The 17037-nt window shown below is 54.3% G+C and carries 12 protein-coding genes and 4 pseudogenes; 11 read left to right on the top strand and 5 right to left on the bottom strand.

The annotated features are described in order from the left end of the window. Positions 1–33 precede the first annotated feature (33 nt). From MUG96_RS21565 to MUG96_RS21555, 3 genes are read left to right on the top strand one after another with little or no spacing between them, the layout of a single operon-like run. Complete coding sequence (locus tag MUG96_RS21565) at positions 34–1116, top strand: amidohydrolase family protein (RefSeq protein ID WP_246989717.1); 1083 nt, start codon at positions 34–36, stop codon at positions 1114–1116. Positions 1117–1121: 5 nt separating this feature from the next. After that, positions 1122–1487 carry a Rieske (2Fe-2S) protein gene (locus MUG96_RS21560; protein WP_246989716.1) on the top strand — a complete coding sequence of 122 codons (366 nt, stop codon included), beginning with the start codon at positions 1122–1124 and terminating at the stop codon, positions 1485–1487. 12 nt (positions 1488–1499) lie between these two features. Beyond that, entirely contained in the window at positions 1500–1826 is a 327-nt protein-coding gene (locus MUG96_RS21555) for a hypothetical protein (protein WP_246989714.1), read from the top strand. A gap of 349 nt (positions 1827–2175) precedes the next feature. Here MUG96_RS21555 and MUG96_RS21550 read toward each other — a convergent pair. Further along, positions 2176–2759: pseudogene (locus tag MUG96_RS21550) on the bottom strand (ISH3 family transposase); the annotation flags it as partial. A 240-nt stretch (positions 2760–2999) separates the two neighbouring features. On the opposite strand from MUG96_RS21550, the pseudogene MUG96_RS21545 reads away from it, so the two are divergent. The 7 genes and pseudogenes from MUG96_RS21545 (at position 3000) to MUG96_RS21510 (ending at position 11084) form a co-directional block, all read left to right on the top strand. Beyond that, positions 3000–4273, top strand: a pseudogene (locus MUG96_RS21545) (IS4 family transposase). Positions 4274–4412: 139 nt separating this feature from the next. Continuing rightward, positions 4413–5854, top strand: a pseudogene (locus MUG96_RS21535) (IS701 family transposase). 310 nt (positions 5855–6164) lie between these two features. Further along, positions 6165–7379, top strand: coding sequence for a TRAP transporter substrate-binding protein (locus MUG96_RS21530; RefSeq protein ID WP_246989711.1), 1215 nt, complete (start codon positions 6165–6167; stop codon positions 7377–7379). 6 nt (positions 7380–7385) lie between these two features. Then, positions 7386–7940, top strand: coding sequence for a TRAP transporter small permease (locus MUG96_RS21525; RefSeq protein ID WP_246989708.1), 555 nt, complete (start codon positions 7386–7388; stop codon positions 7938–7940). Then, a complete protein-coding gene (locus tag MUG96_RS21520) occupies positions 7937–9241 on the top strand; it encodes a TRAP transporter large permease (RefSeq protein WP_246989705.1) in 1305 nt (434 codons plus the stop codon). The genes MUG96_RS21525 and MUG96_RS21520 overlap by 4 nt, the downstream gene beginning before the upstream one ends. Positions 9242–9359: 118 nt before the next feature. Continuing rightward, positions 9360–10160: a sulfite exporter TauE/SafE family protein gene (locus MUG96_RS21515; RefSeq protein ID WP_246989703.1), complete on the top strand. Its 801-nt coding sequence runs from the start codon at positions 9360–9362 to the stop codon at positions 10158–10160. Positions 10161–10709: 549 nt separating this feature from the next. Further along, positions 10710–11084, top strand: a complete 375-nt coding sequence (locus MUG96_RS21510; protein ID WP_373222141.1) for a transposase — start codon at positions 10710–10712, stop codon at positions 11082–11084. Between the two features lie 441 nt (positions 11085–11525). Here MUG96_RS21510 and MUG96_RS21505 read toward each other — a convergent pair whose 3' ends face one another. After that, positions 11526–12293, bottom strand: a complete 768-nt coding sequence (locus MUG96_RS21505) for an SDR family oxidoreductase (protein ID WP_246989699.1) — start codon at positions 12291–12293, stop codon at positions 11526–11528. A gap of 88 nt (positions 12294–12381) precedes the next feature. On the opposite strand from MUG96_RS21505, the pseudogene MUG96_RS21500 reads away from it, so the two are divergent. Next, a pseudogene (locus MUG96_RS21500) lies at positions 12382–13299 on the top strand (transposase). Positions 13300–13506: 207 nt separating this feature from the next. Here MUG96_RS21500 and MUG96_RS21495 read toward each other — a convergent pair. The 3 genes from MUG96_RS21495 to MUG96_RS21485 are packed head-to-tail and all read right to left on the bottom strand — an operon-like array spanning position 13507 to position 16982. Further along, on the bottom strand, positions 13507–14676 hold the full coding sequence (locus MUG96_RS21495) for an XdhC family protein (RefSeq protein ID WP_246989697.1): 1170 nt from the start codon (positions 14674–14676) through the stop codon (positions 13507–13509). Between the two features lie 42 nt (positions 14677–14718). Next, complete coding sequence (locus MUG96_RS21490) at positions 14719–16059, bottom strand: VWA domain-containing protein (protein WP_246989694.1); 1341 nt, start codon at positions 16057–16059, stop codon at positions 14719–14721. 2 nt (positions 16060–16061) lie between these two features. Beyond that, complete coding sequence (locus MUG96_RS21485) at positions 16062–16982, bottom strand: AAA family ATPase (protein ID WP_246989693.1); 921 nt, start codon at positions 16980–16982, stop codon at positions 16062–16064. Between the last annotated feature and the right edge of the window lie 55 nt (positions 16983–17037).

Genomic DNA, 17037 nt, shown 5'->3' with positions numbered 1-17037 from the left:
TTTATATATGATAGACCACAACATTGTTATGCCATGTCACAGCAGCAGGGTAAGCATGAGGTCCTTAAAGAAGAGACTCTTGTAGATGCAGACGTTCACCTCGCCATTCCCGAGGAGGACCTAATTCCGTACCTCGACGAACCGCATAAGAGCCGAATGAAGCACACGTATCTCGGTCAATCATCACGCGATGGCTGGGATCGGACTGTCGGTGGGAAGATCGAGATGGATCTCGACGGTGTTCAGTCGCCGGAGAAGATTCAAGAGAGCCTCTGTGACGAGTTCCATATTGACCACCCCCTAATCAATACGTTTGGGTTGATGAGCCGCAATCCCGAACCGGAGTGGTCAATCGCCCTAATGAAGGCTCACAACGATTTGCTTCTCGACCAGTTCCTTGATGGCTCCAATTTCAAGGGACTTGCAACGATTACCACCCAACGTCCCGAAGCTGCAGCGGAAGAACTGGACCGGATGGGAGATGAAGAGGATATCGTGGGGTTCTACGTTCACAACACTGGTACGAACCCGCCACTCGGTGATCCTCACTATGATATAATGTGGCAGGCGGCCGAGGACAATAATCTAAACGTCGCTTTCCATGGAAGTGCTAACGGGTTCATGTACGAATTCCCACGTCAAAACCAAGCACTGAACCAATTCATGGAGGTTCACGTATTGGCCCATCCGTGGAGCCATATGCTCACAGTCACAAGTCTCATTGTCGAAGGCGTTGTCGAGAAGTTCCCGGATCTGGAATTCGGATTCCTAGAGGCTGGTTTGGGGTGGATCCCATACCTGATGTGGAGACTAAACAAAGAGTACTCGATTCGCCGAAGCGAGGCACCGCTATTGGAAAAATCTCCCGAGGAGTATATTAAAGAGAAAATGTATTTTGCGAGTCAACCAATTGGGGAGCCAAACAACAATTCACATATGGAGTCGCTCATTGATATTATTGGGACTGAATCCATCCTGTTTGCAACGGATTATCCCCACTGGGATTTCGATAGTCCGGAAGCTCTGGATAAGCATCTCCAGAGTACATACTCGCCGGAAGAACGCAAACAGGTTCTGAGTGGAAATTCAGCAGAGCTCTTTGACCTCAACATCTAGTAGATATGTCAGATTATACCGTTGCCAAAGAAGAAGAGTTAGATGAAGGCGATCGTATCGTCACTGAAATCGAAGGCCGTGAAATCGGTGTCTTCAGATTAGATGGCGAATTCTATGCCTACGTGAATTGGTGCGCACATCAATCTGGTCCTCCGTGCGAAGGAAAATTAACTGGCACGACGGAGTCAAAATTCAATCGAGAAGAGTTAGAAGAGACACTCTCTTACTGCCGAGAGGGTGAGATACTTAATTGTCCTTGGCACGGCTGGGAATACGATATTAAATCTGGAGAATGCCTTTCCAGAGACGGAGTTGGATTACCTTCTTTCCCCGTTAGGGAAGAGGAAGGAGATATAATCGTCTCCCTCTAATGGCAAGTCGCAATGACTGGTAACGATAGAAAGCCATCGTGGTGGCTAGAAAACAAGCGACTGAAAGAAGGGGAGATGGAGTTACCGGAGTATGAGCCACCACGATTCAAAAACGGCGTATACACCCATCTAGTCGTTACTGAACTCCAAGAGGAATATGGATACATGATTCGATTCGCCGGCAAGAACACGAGATATCTGGATGATTGGCAGGTGCGCGTCGACCACCAGCCAGTGATGTCGATTGGAAGACGAAGAGACAATAACGGAAATACCATATACACAATGACCTCTGACTCATTCAGGAAAAAAATGTCGTCGATATTGGAAGATCACTAGTTTTAGTTTAAATAGTAGGATCCAAATTTTAGCACGTTATATAATACCCGGTTGATTTATATGTAATAAATTTTAAAACTATTTATTATTCATTACGCATACATTCTTTCCATTAACCGTGTGTATAGTAAATATTGACTTTGGATATAGACCCCTCTTCTGAAAACACCTAGTATCAGTTTCTCAAAAAGCACCGCCAGTTAGCTGACCTGAGCCACCTGGTCTGTTGTGATGAGTTGTCGGTAACGGTCGAGCGTTGCTGATCGAAGACACGAGCTGTCATATCGGCGGCTGAACGCCGCCGACAGCGACAGCGTTGTCATCGCAAAGAGGCGTATTCGGTCGGCGACTACCGGTGGAACCAATCGTCTGGTGGCTGGTTCGCGTGGACGGCCCCCGCGGTGCGTCGGGCCGTCCACGCAGACCGCCGAACTATATTCATGAAATCCTTATAAGGCCGCCACCAGAGGCGACGCCCCCCCGGCGGGGCGTCGCCACGGATTCATAGTGGCGATACCGCCACGCGTTCTGCAACAGCAGGCTCACCACGACGTACAGCAGTCTCACCGTCGCGTCTCGCGTCGTTGCCGTCGCTATCGCTTGCTCGGACAAGTGATAGGCGACTCGATAACGAAACGTGCTGTAGTAGTATCGAGCGTCGCGTGGTGTCTCGATGAACGGCGCGTCAGCGGCGTAGCCGTGACGCGCCACTCCATGTTCGTCGTCCCGTCCATTTAGGTACGTACAGTCAATGTAGACGGGAAAATCGACGGTCCAGCTGTGACCGTCGAGTTTCCCTGTCAGATCGTGGTCGATGACGCGGCTCCAACCTTCCGAGAGTTCCTGCTGAATCGCCCCACCCCACTGGATGATCGGGACCACGTAGGCGTAGTTGTGCGCCTGGAGTAACGTGAGGTACTTGCTGTAGTAGAATCGTGATTTCATCTTTGAACGTGTTGACGAGAAAGTTAAGCAGTTGGTCTTCGTGGATCTCACTGTCCGCTTGCTTTGCTTGCTTGGTTACAACTCAGGAAGCGGAGTCCTTCGACCTGCGCGCTCATCCGTCTTTAGCTAAGACGAGAACCGCGTGACAGCGACGGCTTATCGAGGCTACTTTTCGAGAGGAATGAGGAGGAGAAGTCTGTGCACAACCCTCGCTCCTCAACGAGAATCATGCGTCGGCTCACTACACTGTTTCCCTCCGAGTTCCTCGAAGAGCACGCCGAGGAACTCGGTGTGGTCGAGCGAGAAGGCAAACTTCAGATTCCTGTCCTCGTGTGGGCGCTCGTGTTCGGCTTCGCCGCAGGCGAGAGCCGAACACTCGCTGGGTTCAGACGCTGCTACAACGCCACAGCTGACGAACCGATCTCTCCTGGCGGTTTCTATCACCGGTTGACACCGACGCTGGCAGAGTATCTCCGTGACCTCGTCGAGCGCGGACTCGACGAGGTCGCTGTTCCCGACGCTGTTGACGCTGATATCGACCGATTCAGGGACGTGATGATCGCTGATGGAACAGTGTTGCGGTTGCACGAGTTCCTTTCTGATGAGTTCCAAGCCCGTCACGAGGAGCAGGCTGGAGCGAAGCTCCACCTGCTCCACAACGCCACCGACCAGACAATTGAACGGATCGATGTAACGGACGAGAAAACGCACGACAGCACGCTGTTCAAAACGGGATCCTGGTTGCAAGGACGGCTAGTTCTGTTCGATCGAGCGTACTTCAAGTACCGCCGCTTCGCGTTGATCGATGAGAACGACGGCTACTTCGTGAGTCGGCTGAAAGAGAACGCGAATCCGCTGATAACGGAGGAATTGCGGGAATAGCGCGGCTGCGCCATTCCCTTGGAGGGCAAGCAGATCCACGATGTGGTCGATGACCTCTCGCAGAAGTACATCGACGTAGAGGTCGTATCGGAGTTCAAGCGGGGCCAGTATGCAGGAACGCGGTCGCTGGACACGAAGCGATTCCGCGTCGTCGGCGTCCGCAACAAGGACGCCGACGACTACCATTTCTACATAACGAATCTGCCGAGAGAGGAGTTCCTGCCGTCAGATCTAGCGACGCTGTACCGGTGTCGATGGAAAGTAGAAACGCTGTTCCGTGAGTTGAAGACGCAGTATGAACTGGACGAGTTCGATACGAGCAACCCAGATGTCGTGAAGATTCCCCTGTACGCGGCGTTGCTGTCACTGCTGGTGAGTCGTGAGTTGTTGGATCTGGTCACCGAGCAGGCCGACGATGAAATCGTGTTTCCGCCGGAACCTGGGCGGCGACCTTCCGGTCGCACGCCCAGCTCATCCTTCAGGAACTCGGTGAGTACCTCGGCTACTCGCCACCGCCGTTACTGGAGCGGCTGATCGAGGATGCTCAGAAGATCCACCAACAACGACTGATCTTACAAGAGACGCTCGCTACCGCTACACAACCGAGGTGTGAGTCTTAGCTAAAGACGAATACTTGCGCGCTTTGTGAGGTACTGAGTATGGGAACAACAATTCAATACTGAGCGTGTCATAGCAGTACTTCCGAGGTTTAATTCCGGCAGTTGATTTTCAGGCACAGGACGAGTCGGCTGAGCCGAGATGAGCGAATCAAGACCGAAGCAAGCGGAAGGGCTACAGTTTCTCAGCGACTACCAAACAGCATTCACAACTCGGGCAGATGGATCATCGTGGCCAAAACACGAACGAACGTGGCTGAATGTAGGCCGGTACTTCCGGGGCCTACTGCGCCCCGGAAGTTCCAACACCGTCACCGACATCGCTGAGAAAATGCATATCGATCAAGAACGGCTCGAACGGTTTGTTCGTGAGAGCCCGTGGGCGCACGAGAACGTCGAAAGCGAGCTTCGGGAACGCGTTCCCGAAGCGATCCAAGGCCAAGAGGCCGCACTGATTGTCGATGGCATGGGTATCCCGAATCAGGCGACGAAAGCGTCGGCGTCGCCCGTCAGTGGTGTGGTGCAACTGGAAAACTCGATAACTGCCAAGTCACGGCTAACTGCACGCTCGCCAGACCTGGCGAGCGGCAGAATGCCGATCAACTCACTTGGCCACTCGGGATGCGCTTATTCTTGTCCGAGAAGTGGACTGGTGACGATGACGCAGACTACGACAGTCCACAAGAACGTGAACGCTACGCTCAGCGACGGAAGGACGCAGGTGTCCCAGCTGACGTTGAACACCAGTCTAAGCCCGACATAGCTCTGAATCTCATCGAACAGGCGGTTGCAGCTGGCGTCGATCACGGCTGTGTCGTTGCTGATCGACACTTTGGGGAAGCCCGGAGTTTCAGACGGAAACTCCGGGCGATTCCCGAACCATATGTTGTCGAGGTCTCGCCTACGGAGTTTCGATTCGTTCCTGAAGAGACTGATCTCATCCACCCAGACGATCATCCTAACCGGAAGCATGCCGCTCATCCTGACGACGTGAGTTCAGAAACGCCAGAGGAAGTCGCTGAGGCACTCGGCGACGACGCTTGGACTGAGATTACGTGGAATGAGGGAACCAAGGAATCCCTCTCTGGTGAGTTCTATCGAACACGGATTCGAGAGGTGAAACGACGAGATACAGGGTGGGTGAGCGACGAAACAGGGTGGTTACTGCTGAAACAAGCCGACGACGAAGACGAGGATGGCGAAGAGGGTGAACTCAAAGCATGGATGTGTTGGGGGGTTGACGAGGCATCTCTAGAAGAGTTAGTGTCGTGGGCACAAGTCCGGTGGTGCGTCGAACAGTTCCACAGAGACATCAAGCAGAATCTTGGCGCTGACGAGTATCAGGGCCGAACGTGGAAGGGGACTCATCACCACCTCGCGGTGGTGATGTTAGCCCATGCATTCGTGGTACGGCGACGGCTTGAGACAGGTAAGAACCGCTCAGACTTTTCGTCGTTCGAGGAGGTAATCAACCAGATCGTGCGGGAGTCAGCGATCCAGGGACTGATCGACGACAAAGGATGTGATCGAGATCGAGCGGAGGAGTTAGCTGAGTACATGCTCCAGAGCTACTCTCCGTGGTAAGCGCCAGGCCCGGCGAGAGCGCCTGCCGCTGGAGCGGCAGCGCTCTCTCACCGGCCACATATCCGGAGTAACCTCCAGTTTGAGCGCGCAATCTTACGCCAGTCATCGGAGTCACGTTTCAATTGACCTGATAGTTGGCTTCGATTGCCACTGACTCCAACTGTTTCCACTTCCAGCCAGCATGCTCACCGAGAATCTGGTCGTTGATCCCGAACCGTCCCGCTGAACCTCGGAAATACTTCTATGACACCCTCATTCAATACTAATTAACTACCACAACAATTTTATAACATACACCTGTACTCGTACCATGGCCCACGATACCATGGGTGGCTTAAATAGGAGACAGTTTTTGCTGAATAGTACCAAAGGCGCAGCGTTGGGTTCGGCACTTTTGGCGGGTTGCGTAACCAACCAGGGAAGTAGCAGTGGAACCGAATTCACTATCGCTGGTGCATTCCTCCCTGAAACAAATAAAATGGATGGCCCTCAGCCATCGGGTGTATTCAAGCTTCGAGACCAACTTGTCAACCGGACTGATGGAAGAATTAAACCATCGGTCGTAGTCGAGAGCCAAATTTGTGGCGAGGGTACTTGTCCGTCGAAACTTTCGGAAAATGTAGTCCAAGCTGCCGCAACTTCAATGGGGAATTCAACGGCAACTTGGGCCGCTAACGATATTTGGTTGATCCCCTATACGTTCCCGAGCAGTGAGGCACTTGCTCATACCTTAGTTAAAGAAGAAACCTGGGAGAATTACTGGGTACCATTGGCAGAAGAACGTGGGATAATCCCGCTTTATCACATGGTACCCCACCTTCGAAATGTTGCAGTCGGGACCGATGCTGCAGGATCACAGGATGACAACTTTCGCACTCCAGGTGATATACAAGGCCTCAGTATACGGAGGACGCAGAGTAGTGTGGCGTCCAAAGCGATCAACCAATGGGGCGCAAATCCCGTGAACCTAAGTTGGGGGGACACTGTCCAGGGCCTTCGCTCCGGTGTTGTAGATGGAGCAGAATCGTGGAATGCGGCCTTCGTCGCATTCGGCATGGCTGGCTCCATAGGTGAAATAATACTAAATGAATGGACTATTGGAAACGAGGTAATTTGGGCAGACGTAGAATGGCTTCAAGGACTTTCCACAGAGGATAGGGAAATCATCGCCGAAGAGACAAAGAAACTTCATGAAGAACTGGCAAGTCTTACAAGCGAAGTTAATCAACAAAGAATTGGGGCGACGCAACCACCAACCGAAGGATCTGCGTTTGCAAAAGAAGAAATAACAGTTAATGAACTTAATGAGCAAGAACAGGAGGAGTGGAAGTCAACGGTAAAAAAAGAGGGTAATTCTGATCTGTATTCCGATATCATCGAAAATGCCAATCAACTCGGCATAGATGGTGAAGGATTCTATGAATACCTTCACGATTCGGCTCGCGAAAGTGCAGTTCCTTCTTCTCTAGACAACTTCTCCGTTGATACTTGGTGGAACGACTACATTGACCAAATTGAGGTGTAATAACAGATGTCCGAGGCCCAATCTGATCTTGGAAGAGAAAGTCCTTCGAAGCGCAACAGATGGAGGTCAAAGCTTGAAAAGAACTTCGAGGGGTACCTAGCATTGATTCTCCTAATCGCATACACTGCGATCATCATATACGACATCACAAACCGCCTTTTATTTGGAGAGCAACTTCTTTGGGGATTGACTACCATTCTCGGGTTGTTCTCGTGGGTCTGTTGGCTCAGCGCTTCGATGGCTATCCGAAGTCAGTCCCATTTTCGGTTCACACTTGGTCGGCAGAAGGTATCTAACAAGATGAATTACCTCCTTTACTGGGTAGATACAATTTTGTGGGTCGTAGTCATTGGATCCGTGGCTTACTTCTCAATCAATGTACTGATGGGTCGCGTGTCTACCGGAGTCGTAATTAGTGGCACAAACTTCCCCCGATATCTGATGTATGCGTCAGTTCCAGTAGGTACCATCTTAATGATGGTGAGAGCGATCCAGCAGATCGTTCATGTAACCAAGGAGTATAAAAACGACGAGAATATCACCCCTGATTCATCAATATGATAGAATTCATCACCGCACTCACAATTAACCTATCCACCTACCTGGCACTGCTCTCCGTAGTCTGTGCAGCATTGTTTGCACTCGGTACCCCAATCGTACTTGTATTCGGACTCTGGGTGATCGGATTTCAGTTGCAGGTTCCTGTTTTCCCTATGGCGAATATCTCAATCACTGCTTTCGAAGAGCTACAGAGTTTCCCCTATGCCGCAATTCCATTGTTCATTGTTGTTGGAGATCTGATTAATGAGGCAGGCATCTCCTCTGAACTGGTACAATTTGCGAGGTCAATAGTTGGATGGCTCCCTGGGAGTAGTGGAAATGCAGCGTTAGTTACATCTGGAATTTTCTCAGCTATTACGGGGTCAAACGCTGCGACAACGGCCTCAGTTGGAAAAGCGATGCATCCCGAGATGGTCAAAAACAACTACGATGAAAAGCATGCTGCTGCCACGGTCGCGGCTGGTGGCGTCATAGGATCGATAATCCCTCCTAGTATCCTACTTATCATCTATGGTGTCACGTTCAATATATCAATTAACCAACTATTCCTTGCGGGAATCCTCCCTGGAATTGCTATGCTCACGGGTCTAATCGGCGTGAACACCTACATCGCAAAGAAGCGAGGGTTCGATATTAATCCTGATTTTGAATTCAGTATATATGACGTCCTCAAATCAACGTGGAAAGCAAAGATTGGATTGGGATCGATCATTGTTCTACTGGGTGGGATTTTCCTCGGGTACTTCACCCCATCAGAGGCAGCAGCTGTCGCAATCGTCTATATCCTCTTCTTCTCCATTATCTATGGGAAAATACATGAACTCAATCAGATCTCGAACGCGATATTCACATCGCTACGACTGGTGGGTGCTCTGATTCCAGTCGTCATCATGTCTGTTCTCATTCAACAAAATCTATCGTACTTAGGGCTTCAAGAGAGCATATCGAATGCTGTGCTCAGTCTGGGTAACAAATGGTTGATTATGTTCGCAATGATTGTAATTCTCATTATAACCGGATCGACACTCTCTTCTGTCCCGAATCTCGTACTTACGGCGCCGCTGTTAGCAGCAGCGGCTACAGAAATCGGCCTATCCCCAGTCGTGTGGGGTATCACCTTCATGATGAGCGATGCGATCGGATTTATTACCCCACCGTATGGTATCAACCTGTACGTGATCAGCGGAATCACAGATATTGATTATCTCTATGTCGCGATGAAAGCAATACCGTACCTGGCAATCTTGTCAGTAATTTGGATAGGGTTCTTTGTATTCCCTGGGTTAAATGTATTAGCTTGAAATACTTCTGCGACAATTGTTTTTTATTGTTCAAAATCATTCTTGGCCGGCTTGGTATTGTAGAAGTAGAGAAATGAACATATTACATCCAATTTGTTTTAGCCCCCCTCTTTCATGTATGCAATTGTTTCTCACCGGGATTGGGCTCGGGAGCTACGGTGTCTTTGATATAATCACTCTCATCATTTCTGCCACTCTAGCTGGACTTATTACTGGACTTGGCGGAGCGGGAGGGCCACTTATTATGGCGGTTCTTCTCCTTGTTGTGGATCTTTCTCCAAACGTCGTTGCAGGAACATCAAGTACCATTTTTGTATTCGGAACGGTTGCTGGTGGATCTGCGTATATCTACTCTGCAGATGTTAAATGGAGGTTCGTATTCGTGATGATCCCACCCATCGTCTTCGGTATCCAGATTGGTAAATATGTCAATCAATTTCTTTCTATAGCGCTGTTTCGAGGTGTATTGTCACTTCTCATGATAATATTAGGTCTAAATCTTCTACTCCATGAGAAAAGAGAATTAGATGATTTAATTAAAATTGACATTTTTACCACGTTCGGAAAAGGGATCCTCGCAACTATTGCATTCGGAACAGGAATTCTCAGCGGTGCTACCGGATTTGGTGGTGCTGGTCTCATCATTCCAGTGTTAATGGTCCTTGGCGTCTCGCCGCTTTACGCGATAGGAACAGGGCTTGTACAAGGAATAATCATTACATCAGTCACCTCGACGAGGTACATCCTTGACGGTAGTGTCGATTTCGCACTCATCCTCCTTTGCGGTATTCCTTTCGTAGTAATGATGGTGACCGGTTGGAAGATTGCTCAAAATATAGATGAAGCGAAGATCAAGGGTGCGATCGGAATTATACTTTTAATTATATCTCAGTACATCATTATTATCTCACTCCTTTAGCCCATCACAACCTCATACCTATGAGTAACTGCTGATTTGCGAATCAGTCCAACATCACAGCAGTGAGCGACAAAAACCAGCTATCAACTATACTATCAGATAACAACCGTTAGAATTTCCGGCCCGTAGATTGTTGCTCTATGTAATTGATCATCTTGCCGAGTTCTCCTTCATTCCAGAGTTCGACCCACTGGTTACTGGTTAGTTGGGAGATCCCAACATCGCCAGCGTCGGGATACTTCCTGGTCTACGGTCGCACCTGTTCTTCTGTGGCCGCTCTACTCATCGGCTCTTCGGACAGGCGGACCGATGGCTGGGCTAGCAGTACTTCCGAGGTCGCTCTTGCTCGACGGTCCTTGAGTTGAGATTCGGATTCGGCCACGAACCAACTGCTCGACCGGGCGGCGGTCCGGTGCGATCCCGGCGAGCGTGCCGCAGTGGATGCCATGTTTTTCGACCGCGAAGCGGTATCCAGCCACTACCGGCAACGCCCGGATCGCGACATACGGACACTGAAACGACGGGACTGGTCGATACGCGACGTGTGCTATCCTGCGCATCCACATCTCGGCACACTGGCCCCACGATACCCAGGTGGGCCGTCGAGTGGCGCCACGTGACACGGGCGACCTGGTGAGTCTCGTTGGGGACAACGGCTACGACGACCAGCCACTGCGGGACCCCCTCCGCGCGGAGGGGGTCCGCCCACTTATGAAACACCGGCTGTTCGCTGGTTACGACCACGCCCACAACGCGCGATTGGACAGCGAGGCATACGGGCCGCGCTGGATGGCCGAAACCGCCTTCTCGGCCATTAAGTGCCGATACGGCTCCGTTGTCAGGCCGAGCGTCCGGTACCGCGAGTTCCGTGAACTGGCGTTGACCGCCGCAGTTTCCAACCTCAAACAAGTCGTCAAACGGTGAACGCTACACTGTCCCTGGATTCAACGAAGCACGAGCAACAGCATTGGTGAACACGCCTGCTATTCGTAGCTAGTTCGGTGGGGATTCTGGAAGTCCTCGAATAACTGTTCGCGTTCATCATCGTCGAGTTTCGAGGGGCGGCCTGGACGTGGCTCGTCGGAGGAGAACCTGCTCGATCAGTTCTTTCTCGAATCGATTGAGCAAGTAGATAATAGTTCTCTCGACAACCCCCCGGTGCTCAGCTGATGTGTTAATTTGATCGCCTTGCTTACGGCCAATCGCTGCGAGAACTTGTTTCCGAGGAGTTTTTCCTCCTGTTTACTCCCGCAACTCTTGGAATTTTTCCAGAGTGATATTGTCGAGCCGACCATTACATTCCCTACAAGCTACAGCTGCAAATGCTTTTGCACGATCCTATAACCCATCAAAAATGACAAATAATTAGTTTTCGCTAATATTTGTAGTATATAAGTCGGATAATTTATCTTGGCGATAAATATTAAGCTCACTAATAGTCGTATGTTCTTCCTGACTAAGAGCAAATTCAACAGCATTAGCGACTTCTTCAGGTTCAAGCGCTTCTCCAGGATCGAATTGGTCTTTTAAGCTCTCTCCAGTCTCTTTGCCTATTTCTGTTCTAACTTCGGATGGGTTAATCAACACGATACTAATTCCGCGTTTACCCTCCCTAGCTTCTATACTATGAGCAAAACCACGAAGCCACCATTTTGTTGCTGCATAGATTGGGAATTCGGGTCGAGGCGCTGTGGCAGAACCGCTCCCGATGAATATGATTGTACCGTTCTGCTCCCGAAGATACGCTAATGCCTCACGGACCATAAAAAAGGTCCCATTGAGATTGGTATCGATGACAGATTGATATTCTTCCGTATTTATTTCATCTAGCTCTTTGCCATGTGTAAGAGAAATCCCAGCATTGCTTATCAATACATCTATTTTTCCAAATTTATCAACGGTGGTTTCAAATAAATGTTGAACCTGCTGCTCATCTCGGACATCGGTTGGGACTGATAAAACATCTCCTGCCGAGCCGGTTAGTTCACTAGACAAAGTGTCCAATTTGTCCTCGCTTCGTGCAGCAAGTGAAATATTCGCGCCCCTATTAGCTAACTTGACCGCGGTAGCTCGACCGATTCCTGTACTAGCCCCCGTTATAATCACGGTTTTCCCATTGAGAGATGGCATCATGATTGTATCTATTACGTTTCAGGTATATAAAGCCCGTGAGTATCTATCAAGCGTGTCATAGAGAATCTCTCGTGGAAGGCCGCAGGAGTTGGAAACTGGGTCCAGCAGTACCAACACCCTGCAAGACGTAGCTTCGGTAGACGACTTCTTGAATGTCGCGGCTACCGAGACAGCACCGCTGTTCGAGCACCTTGAGTTCGGGTTCCTCTGGAGTACGACGTGTTCGCCCCCACTTCGAGGGACGAACACGAGTTCATCAGCCACCAGACCTCTTTCGCGACTTTCTGCACTGCTACTACGAGGATATCTCTGGCACGGTCCAGTCACACGAGAACTCCAGCACAGTCTCGCCTGGTACTATTGGTGACTCGACAAATCACCCTCCAGAGGCACAATTGATCGCTTTCTCACTGACCTCGTACACGTTATCGACGATGTCTTCGATCGACTCGTCGAGCAGGCCGTGGATGGCGACCTCCTCGACTCGATATCCTCCATTGATTCGACACACACCGAAGCGATTCAGTACAATGACGCGGCGTCATAGAACTACTATCAACAGCCAAAGAGTACTACTCGGCTTCGGCTGTACGATCTTTCGACCGGCGCAAAAATTCCGATAGCGGCGGGGTTTACATAGTCCAAACAAGCATCCCAAGAGACGGTGATCTGGGTGCTTGGAGATAGCGCATACGCCATCCTTGGCTGGCCCGACCTTCTTCTGGCCGCAGGGTCGTGACAATCTCCCCGTACAACCCGCGAGCCACTGATGATCCAAAGGGCATCGAGTGCAGGGCCGAAGACCGAATCACCGAACACAGCAAGGACGTTCAGCTCAAACAATCCGCCTTAGACAAGACGTACAATCGCCGGACGGGAGTTGAACGAACTGACGACGCGGTCAAGGATTGCGGCCTCGGTCACGTTCGCGCCCCGAGGCCACGCCCACGCACGAACACAAGTCTTCCTTTGGAGGATTTTTATGATGTCGCGCGCGCGGATTTGAGCGCGGGCGACCTACAGTACGAGGGTATCGGCGACGAGGATGCGATAAGGAGGGCATTGACTGGCTAATCTCACAAACGAACGAACTCGAGACACTGTTGGAGTACATCAACCGCGAGACACTCGACGGGGTGGAGGTGGAGACGGTGATTGCTCACGTTCGTACGATCTTCGCCCCTAGATTGACGCTTCGTCGCCGCCTCTCGCGTCATCTCATCGTATTATCATCTACAGAAGATACTTCTACTCGGTCATGAATCGGTCCCGACCGGTCCTTGAGGTGTCGCGGCTCGCGATCGTGGTGGACCGCGGTTGCCTCGGCGACGATGCTCTGTGCGATGTGGAATGGTGTGCCGCCTCCGAGGTTGAGGCCGGCCGGCGTGTAGATGCGGTCGAGTTCGTCGTCGGAGAAGGTCCGGCCCTCCTCGGCGAAGTCGTCGCGCATCTCCTCGAAGCGCTCGCGCGGGCCGAGCAGGCCGACGTACTCGACGGGCGTCGAGAGCAGTTCGTCCAGCGCGAGGCGGTCGTCGACGAAGTTGTGCGTCATCACGACGGCGTAGGTGTCGGCGTCGAACGAGAGTGCCTCACCGACGGTTGCTGGCGACGTCGAGAGTACCCGGTCGGCCTCGGGGAAGCGGTCCGCCCCGGCAGTCGCGCCGCGGAACGTGACGACGGTTACACGGAAGTCGACGCGTTTCGCCATCTCGGTCACCGGAGCGACGTCGTGGCCGCTGCCGAAGACGACCAGTTCCGGCGGCGCGGTGACGCTGTCGACGAACACCTCGACGGCGCCGTCTTCGCGGTCGACAGTGACGCTGTCGGACGCGTCGGACGCGAGCAGGCGCTCGGTGGGGTCCGACAGCGCCGAGAGCAGGGAGTCCGGCCAGCCCGTCGTGTCGAAGGCGAGGTCGTCGCCGTCGCCGCTCGGGAACGCGAAGGCGCGGTTGCCGCGCGTGACGTCGCCGTCGCCGTCGAGGACGGTTAGCACGGCCATGTCGTTGCCGTTCTCGTAGGCGTCGACGACGGGTCGGTAGCTCGCGTCCAGCGGTTCGAGCAGGATGTCGATGACGCCGTTACAGCCGACGCCCAAGCCCCAGACATCGTCGTCGCCGGTGAGGTCGAACCGCTCGATGCGGGGTACGCCGTCGGACAACACTTGGTCGGCGAGCGCGAGTACTTCATCTTCGAGGCAGCCGGCGGTGATCGAGCCAACACCATCACTCTCGTCGGCGACGATCATCTTCGCGCCGGGACGACGGTACGCGCTCCCCTCGACGGCTACCACAGTTGCCAGTACCGCTCGCTGATCACCGTCCAGTATCTCGCTGATGGTTTTCAGGACTTTCGTCTCGGGAACGCTCCAATCATCCGTCGTCATCCGCTATACCTCGCATTCTGTACGATCCGTATATTATAATGGTTATGTTTGATCATGTGCATTCATTGTCAGACGCATGCGACGCGGATCGTGTTCGAAACCGATCCGGCCGCTGGTCCCATGTTGTTCCAGTTGGCGCGCTAATTCAGTGATGTCGCCCGCGTCAGCGAACGGGAACAGACCATCGACAAAGGGGAGCGCCGCCGCCATTCCTGCCGCAGTCGGTTCATAAGTAGAACTGGTCACGAGCGGGTTCAGCCACAGGACGGAGTGTGCTTGGCGCGCGAGCCACGTCATTCCATCCTCTAAGTCGCTCACGTCGCCCATCTCCAGACCATCGCTCACGATGAAAGCCACTGTTCGACGATCGACAGCAGCGGGATAATCGCGCCGCACCGTCCCGACCGCGTGGCCGATACGAGTTCCTCCGCCCCACTCCGTCTCAACTCGCTCGAGTGCCTGAACTGCAGCGGTAGTCGTCGGCGCGTCGAACGCGTCGGTCACGTCGCGCACCTCGCTGTCGAAGAAGAACACTCGGCCCCGCCGGAGATGGGCCGACATCGTCCGCAGGAACCGCAGCAGAAACCCACGATCGACCGTGTCGAGCACGGACCGCGACACGTCTACGAGGGCGAGTGCGCGCAGGTCGCTCGCGCGCCGCGCTCGCTCCGGGACGGACACGACCGCGCCGCCCGTCGAGACACTCCGCCGGAGCGCCCGGCGCGCGTCGGCCCGACGACCGGACGGCGCGTACCGCCAGCGCCGATCCCGGAGCGTCGCGAGCGCACCCACCAGCAGCTCGACGGCGGCGTCGAGCGACTCGTCCTCGTCGAGCGGCGCCGCGTCGACGGTGACCGTCTCCGGCCGGCCGGCAGGGCTGTACGTCGCCGTCGTCGCGTCCTCCTCGTCGGACCCGGGGCCCGGTTGGAGGGACTTCGCCAGGACCGACGCCGCCGCCCCCGCCGACTCCGCGCCGTCACCCGTCTCTGCCTCGTCGCTTTCGTCTGCCTCCTCGCCTGCACCGGCGTCGTCGCCCAGCGGCGCGAGCGCGCCCTCGGGACCGTTGTCCACGAAGCCGCCGCTGTTGTCGTCCCCGTCGAGGTGCGCGTCGAGTCGCCGCCAGAACTCCGCGAACAGCCGGTCGAACGCCGCGACGTCCTCGGCACGGGTCACGAACGCCGCCCGCAGGGCCGCTCGCGCGCGCTCCTCGTCGTCGAACCCGACCTCGACCAGCGCGCGGGCGGCGACGAGCGCGGCGTTCGAGGGGACGTCCACGCCGGCCCGGCGGAGCGAACGGACGAACGTCAGGAGCGCGTCGACCACGTCGTCTCGGACACCCGCCACGTCGGGCACGTCGTCGTCGGCGGGTTCGGCGGGGACCATCGTCACTCGCTCACCCGCGTCTCCCGGGCGGCGTCGGCGAGCGTCTCCAGGAGCGTCTCGTCGACCCGCTCGACGTCCTCGACTTCCTTCAGGAGACAGCCGATGGTGTGCTCGATCTCCGTCGTCGAGAGCGGTTCGTCGCCGTCGTCGGCCCGCAGTTGCGCGACCGCCCGCGCCCAGTCCAGCGTCTCCGCGACGCCGGGCTGTTTCCGGAACGGCTCCTCGCGCAACCGCTGTGTGACCGCACACAGTTCCGCCGCGACGGCGCCGTCCAGTTCCGGCACCTTCCGCTCGACGATGGCCCGCTCCTTCTCGAAGCTCGGCGGCTCGACGTGGAGGTAGAGACACCGCCGTTTCAGCGCGTCGCTCAGCCCCCGCGTCCGGTTCGAGGTGATGACGACCACCGGCGGCTGATCGGCCGAGACCGTCCCGAGTTCCGGGATGGAGACCTGGAAGTCCGACAGTACCTCCAGGAGGAGTGCCTCGAACTCCTCGTCGGCCCGGTCGACCTCGTCGATGAGCAACACCGGCGGCCGGTCGCCCTCGCTCGACAGCGCCTCCAGCAGGGGCCGTTCCAACAGGTACTCCTCGGTGAACACCGACGCGTCGGCGTCGTCGACGCCGCCGTCCTCGGCCTGGACCGCGAGCAACTGCTTCGTGTAGTTCCACTCGTAGAGGGCATTCTCGGCCGCGAGCCCCTCGTAGCACTGGAGCCTGACGAGGTCGGTCCCGAACCCCTCCGCGAGCACCTTCGCGAGTTCGGTCTTGCCCGCGCCGGGGTCGCCCTCGACCAGTAGCGGGCGGCCGAGTCGGAGCGCCAGGAGGACCGTCGTGACGATGTCGTCGTCCGCCACGTAGTCCGTCGCCCGGAAGGCGTCCCGGAGTTCGTCCTCGGTCACGTCGCCGAAGCCGCCGTCGGTCATGTCACTCGCTTCCCCCTGCCGACGGATATCGCTCTCGGTGGCCGACCGCGGACCC

The organism is Halorientalis marina (assembly GCF_023028345.1).
GTDB lineage: Archaea > Halobacteriota > Halobacteria > Halobacteriales > Haloarculaceae > Halorientalis > Halorientalis marina.
This window is presented reverse-complemented; position numbering and strand designations above follow the sequence as displayed.

Bases quoted from the DNA above. Each gene is read 5' to 3' on its own strand.
- MUG96_RS21565 (WP_246989717.1), top strand. From the start codon at position 34: ATGTCACAGCAGCAGGGTAAGCATGAGGTCCTTAAAGAAGAGACTCTT.
- MUG96_RS21560 (WP_246989716.1), top strand. From the start codon at position 1,122: ATGTCAGATTATACCGTTGCCAAAGAAGAAGAGTTAGATGAAGGCGAT.
- MUG96_RS21555 (WP_246989714.1), top strand. From the start codon at position 1,500: ATGACTGGTAACGATAGAAAGCCATCGTGGTGGCTAGAAAACAAGCGA.
- MUG96_RS21530 (WP_246989711.1), top strand. From the start codon at position 6,165: ATGGCCCACGATACCATGGGTGGCTTAAATAGGAGACAGTTTTTGCTG.
- MUG96_RS21525 (WP_246989708.1), top strand. From the start codon at position 7,386: ATGTCCGAGGCCCAATCTGATCTTGGAAGAGAAAGTCCTTCGAAGCGC.
- MUG96_RS21520 (WP_246989705.1), top strand. From the start codon at position 7,937: ATGATAGAATTCATCACCGCACTCACAATTAACCTATCCACCTACCTG.
- MUG96_RS21515 (WP_246989703.1), top strand. From the start codon at position 9,360: ATGCAATTGTTTCTCACCGGGATTGGGCTCGGGAGCTACGGTGTCTTT.
- MUG96_RS21505 (WP_246989699.1), bottom strand. From the start codon at position 12,293: ATGATGCCATCTCTCAATGGGAAAACCGTGATTATAACGGGGGCTAGT.
- MUG96_RS21495 (WP_246989697.1), bottom strand. From the start codon at position 14,676: ATGACGACGGATGATTGGAGCGTTCCCGAGACGAAAGTCCTGAAAACC.
- MUG96_RS21490 (WP_246989694.1), bottom strand. From the start codon at position 16,059: ATGGTCCCCGCCGAACCCGCCGACGACGACGTGCCCGACGTGGCGGGT.
- MUG96_RS21485 (WP_246989693.1), bottom strand. From the start codon at position 16,982: ATGACCGACGGCGGCTTCGGCGACGTGACCGAGGACGAACTCCGGGAC.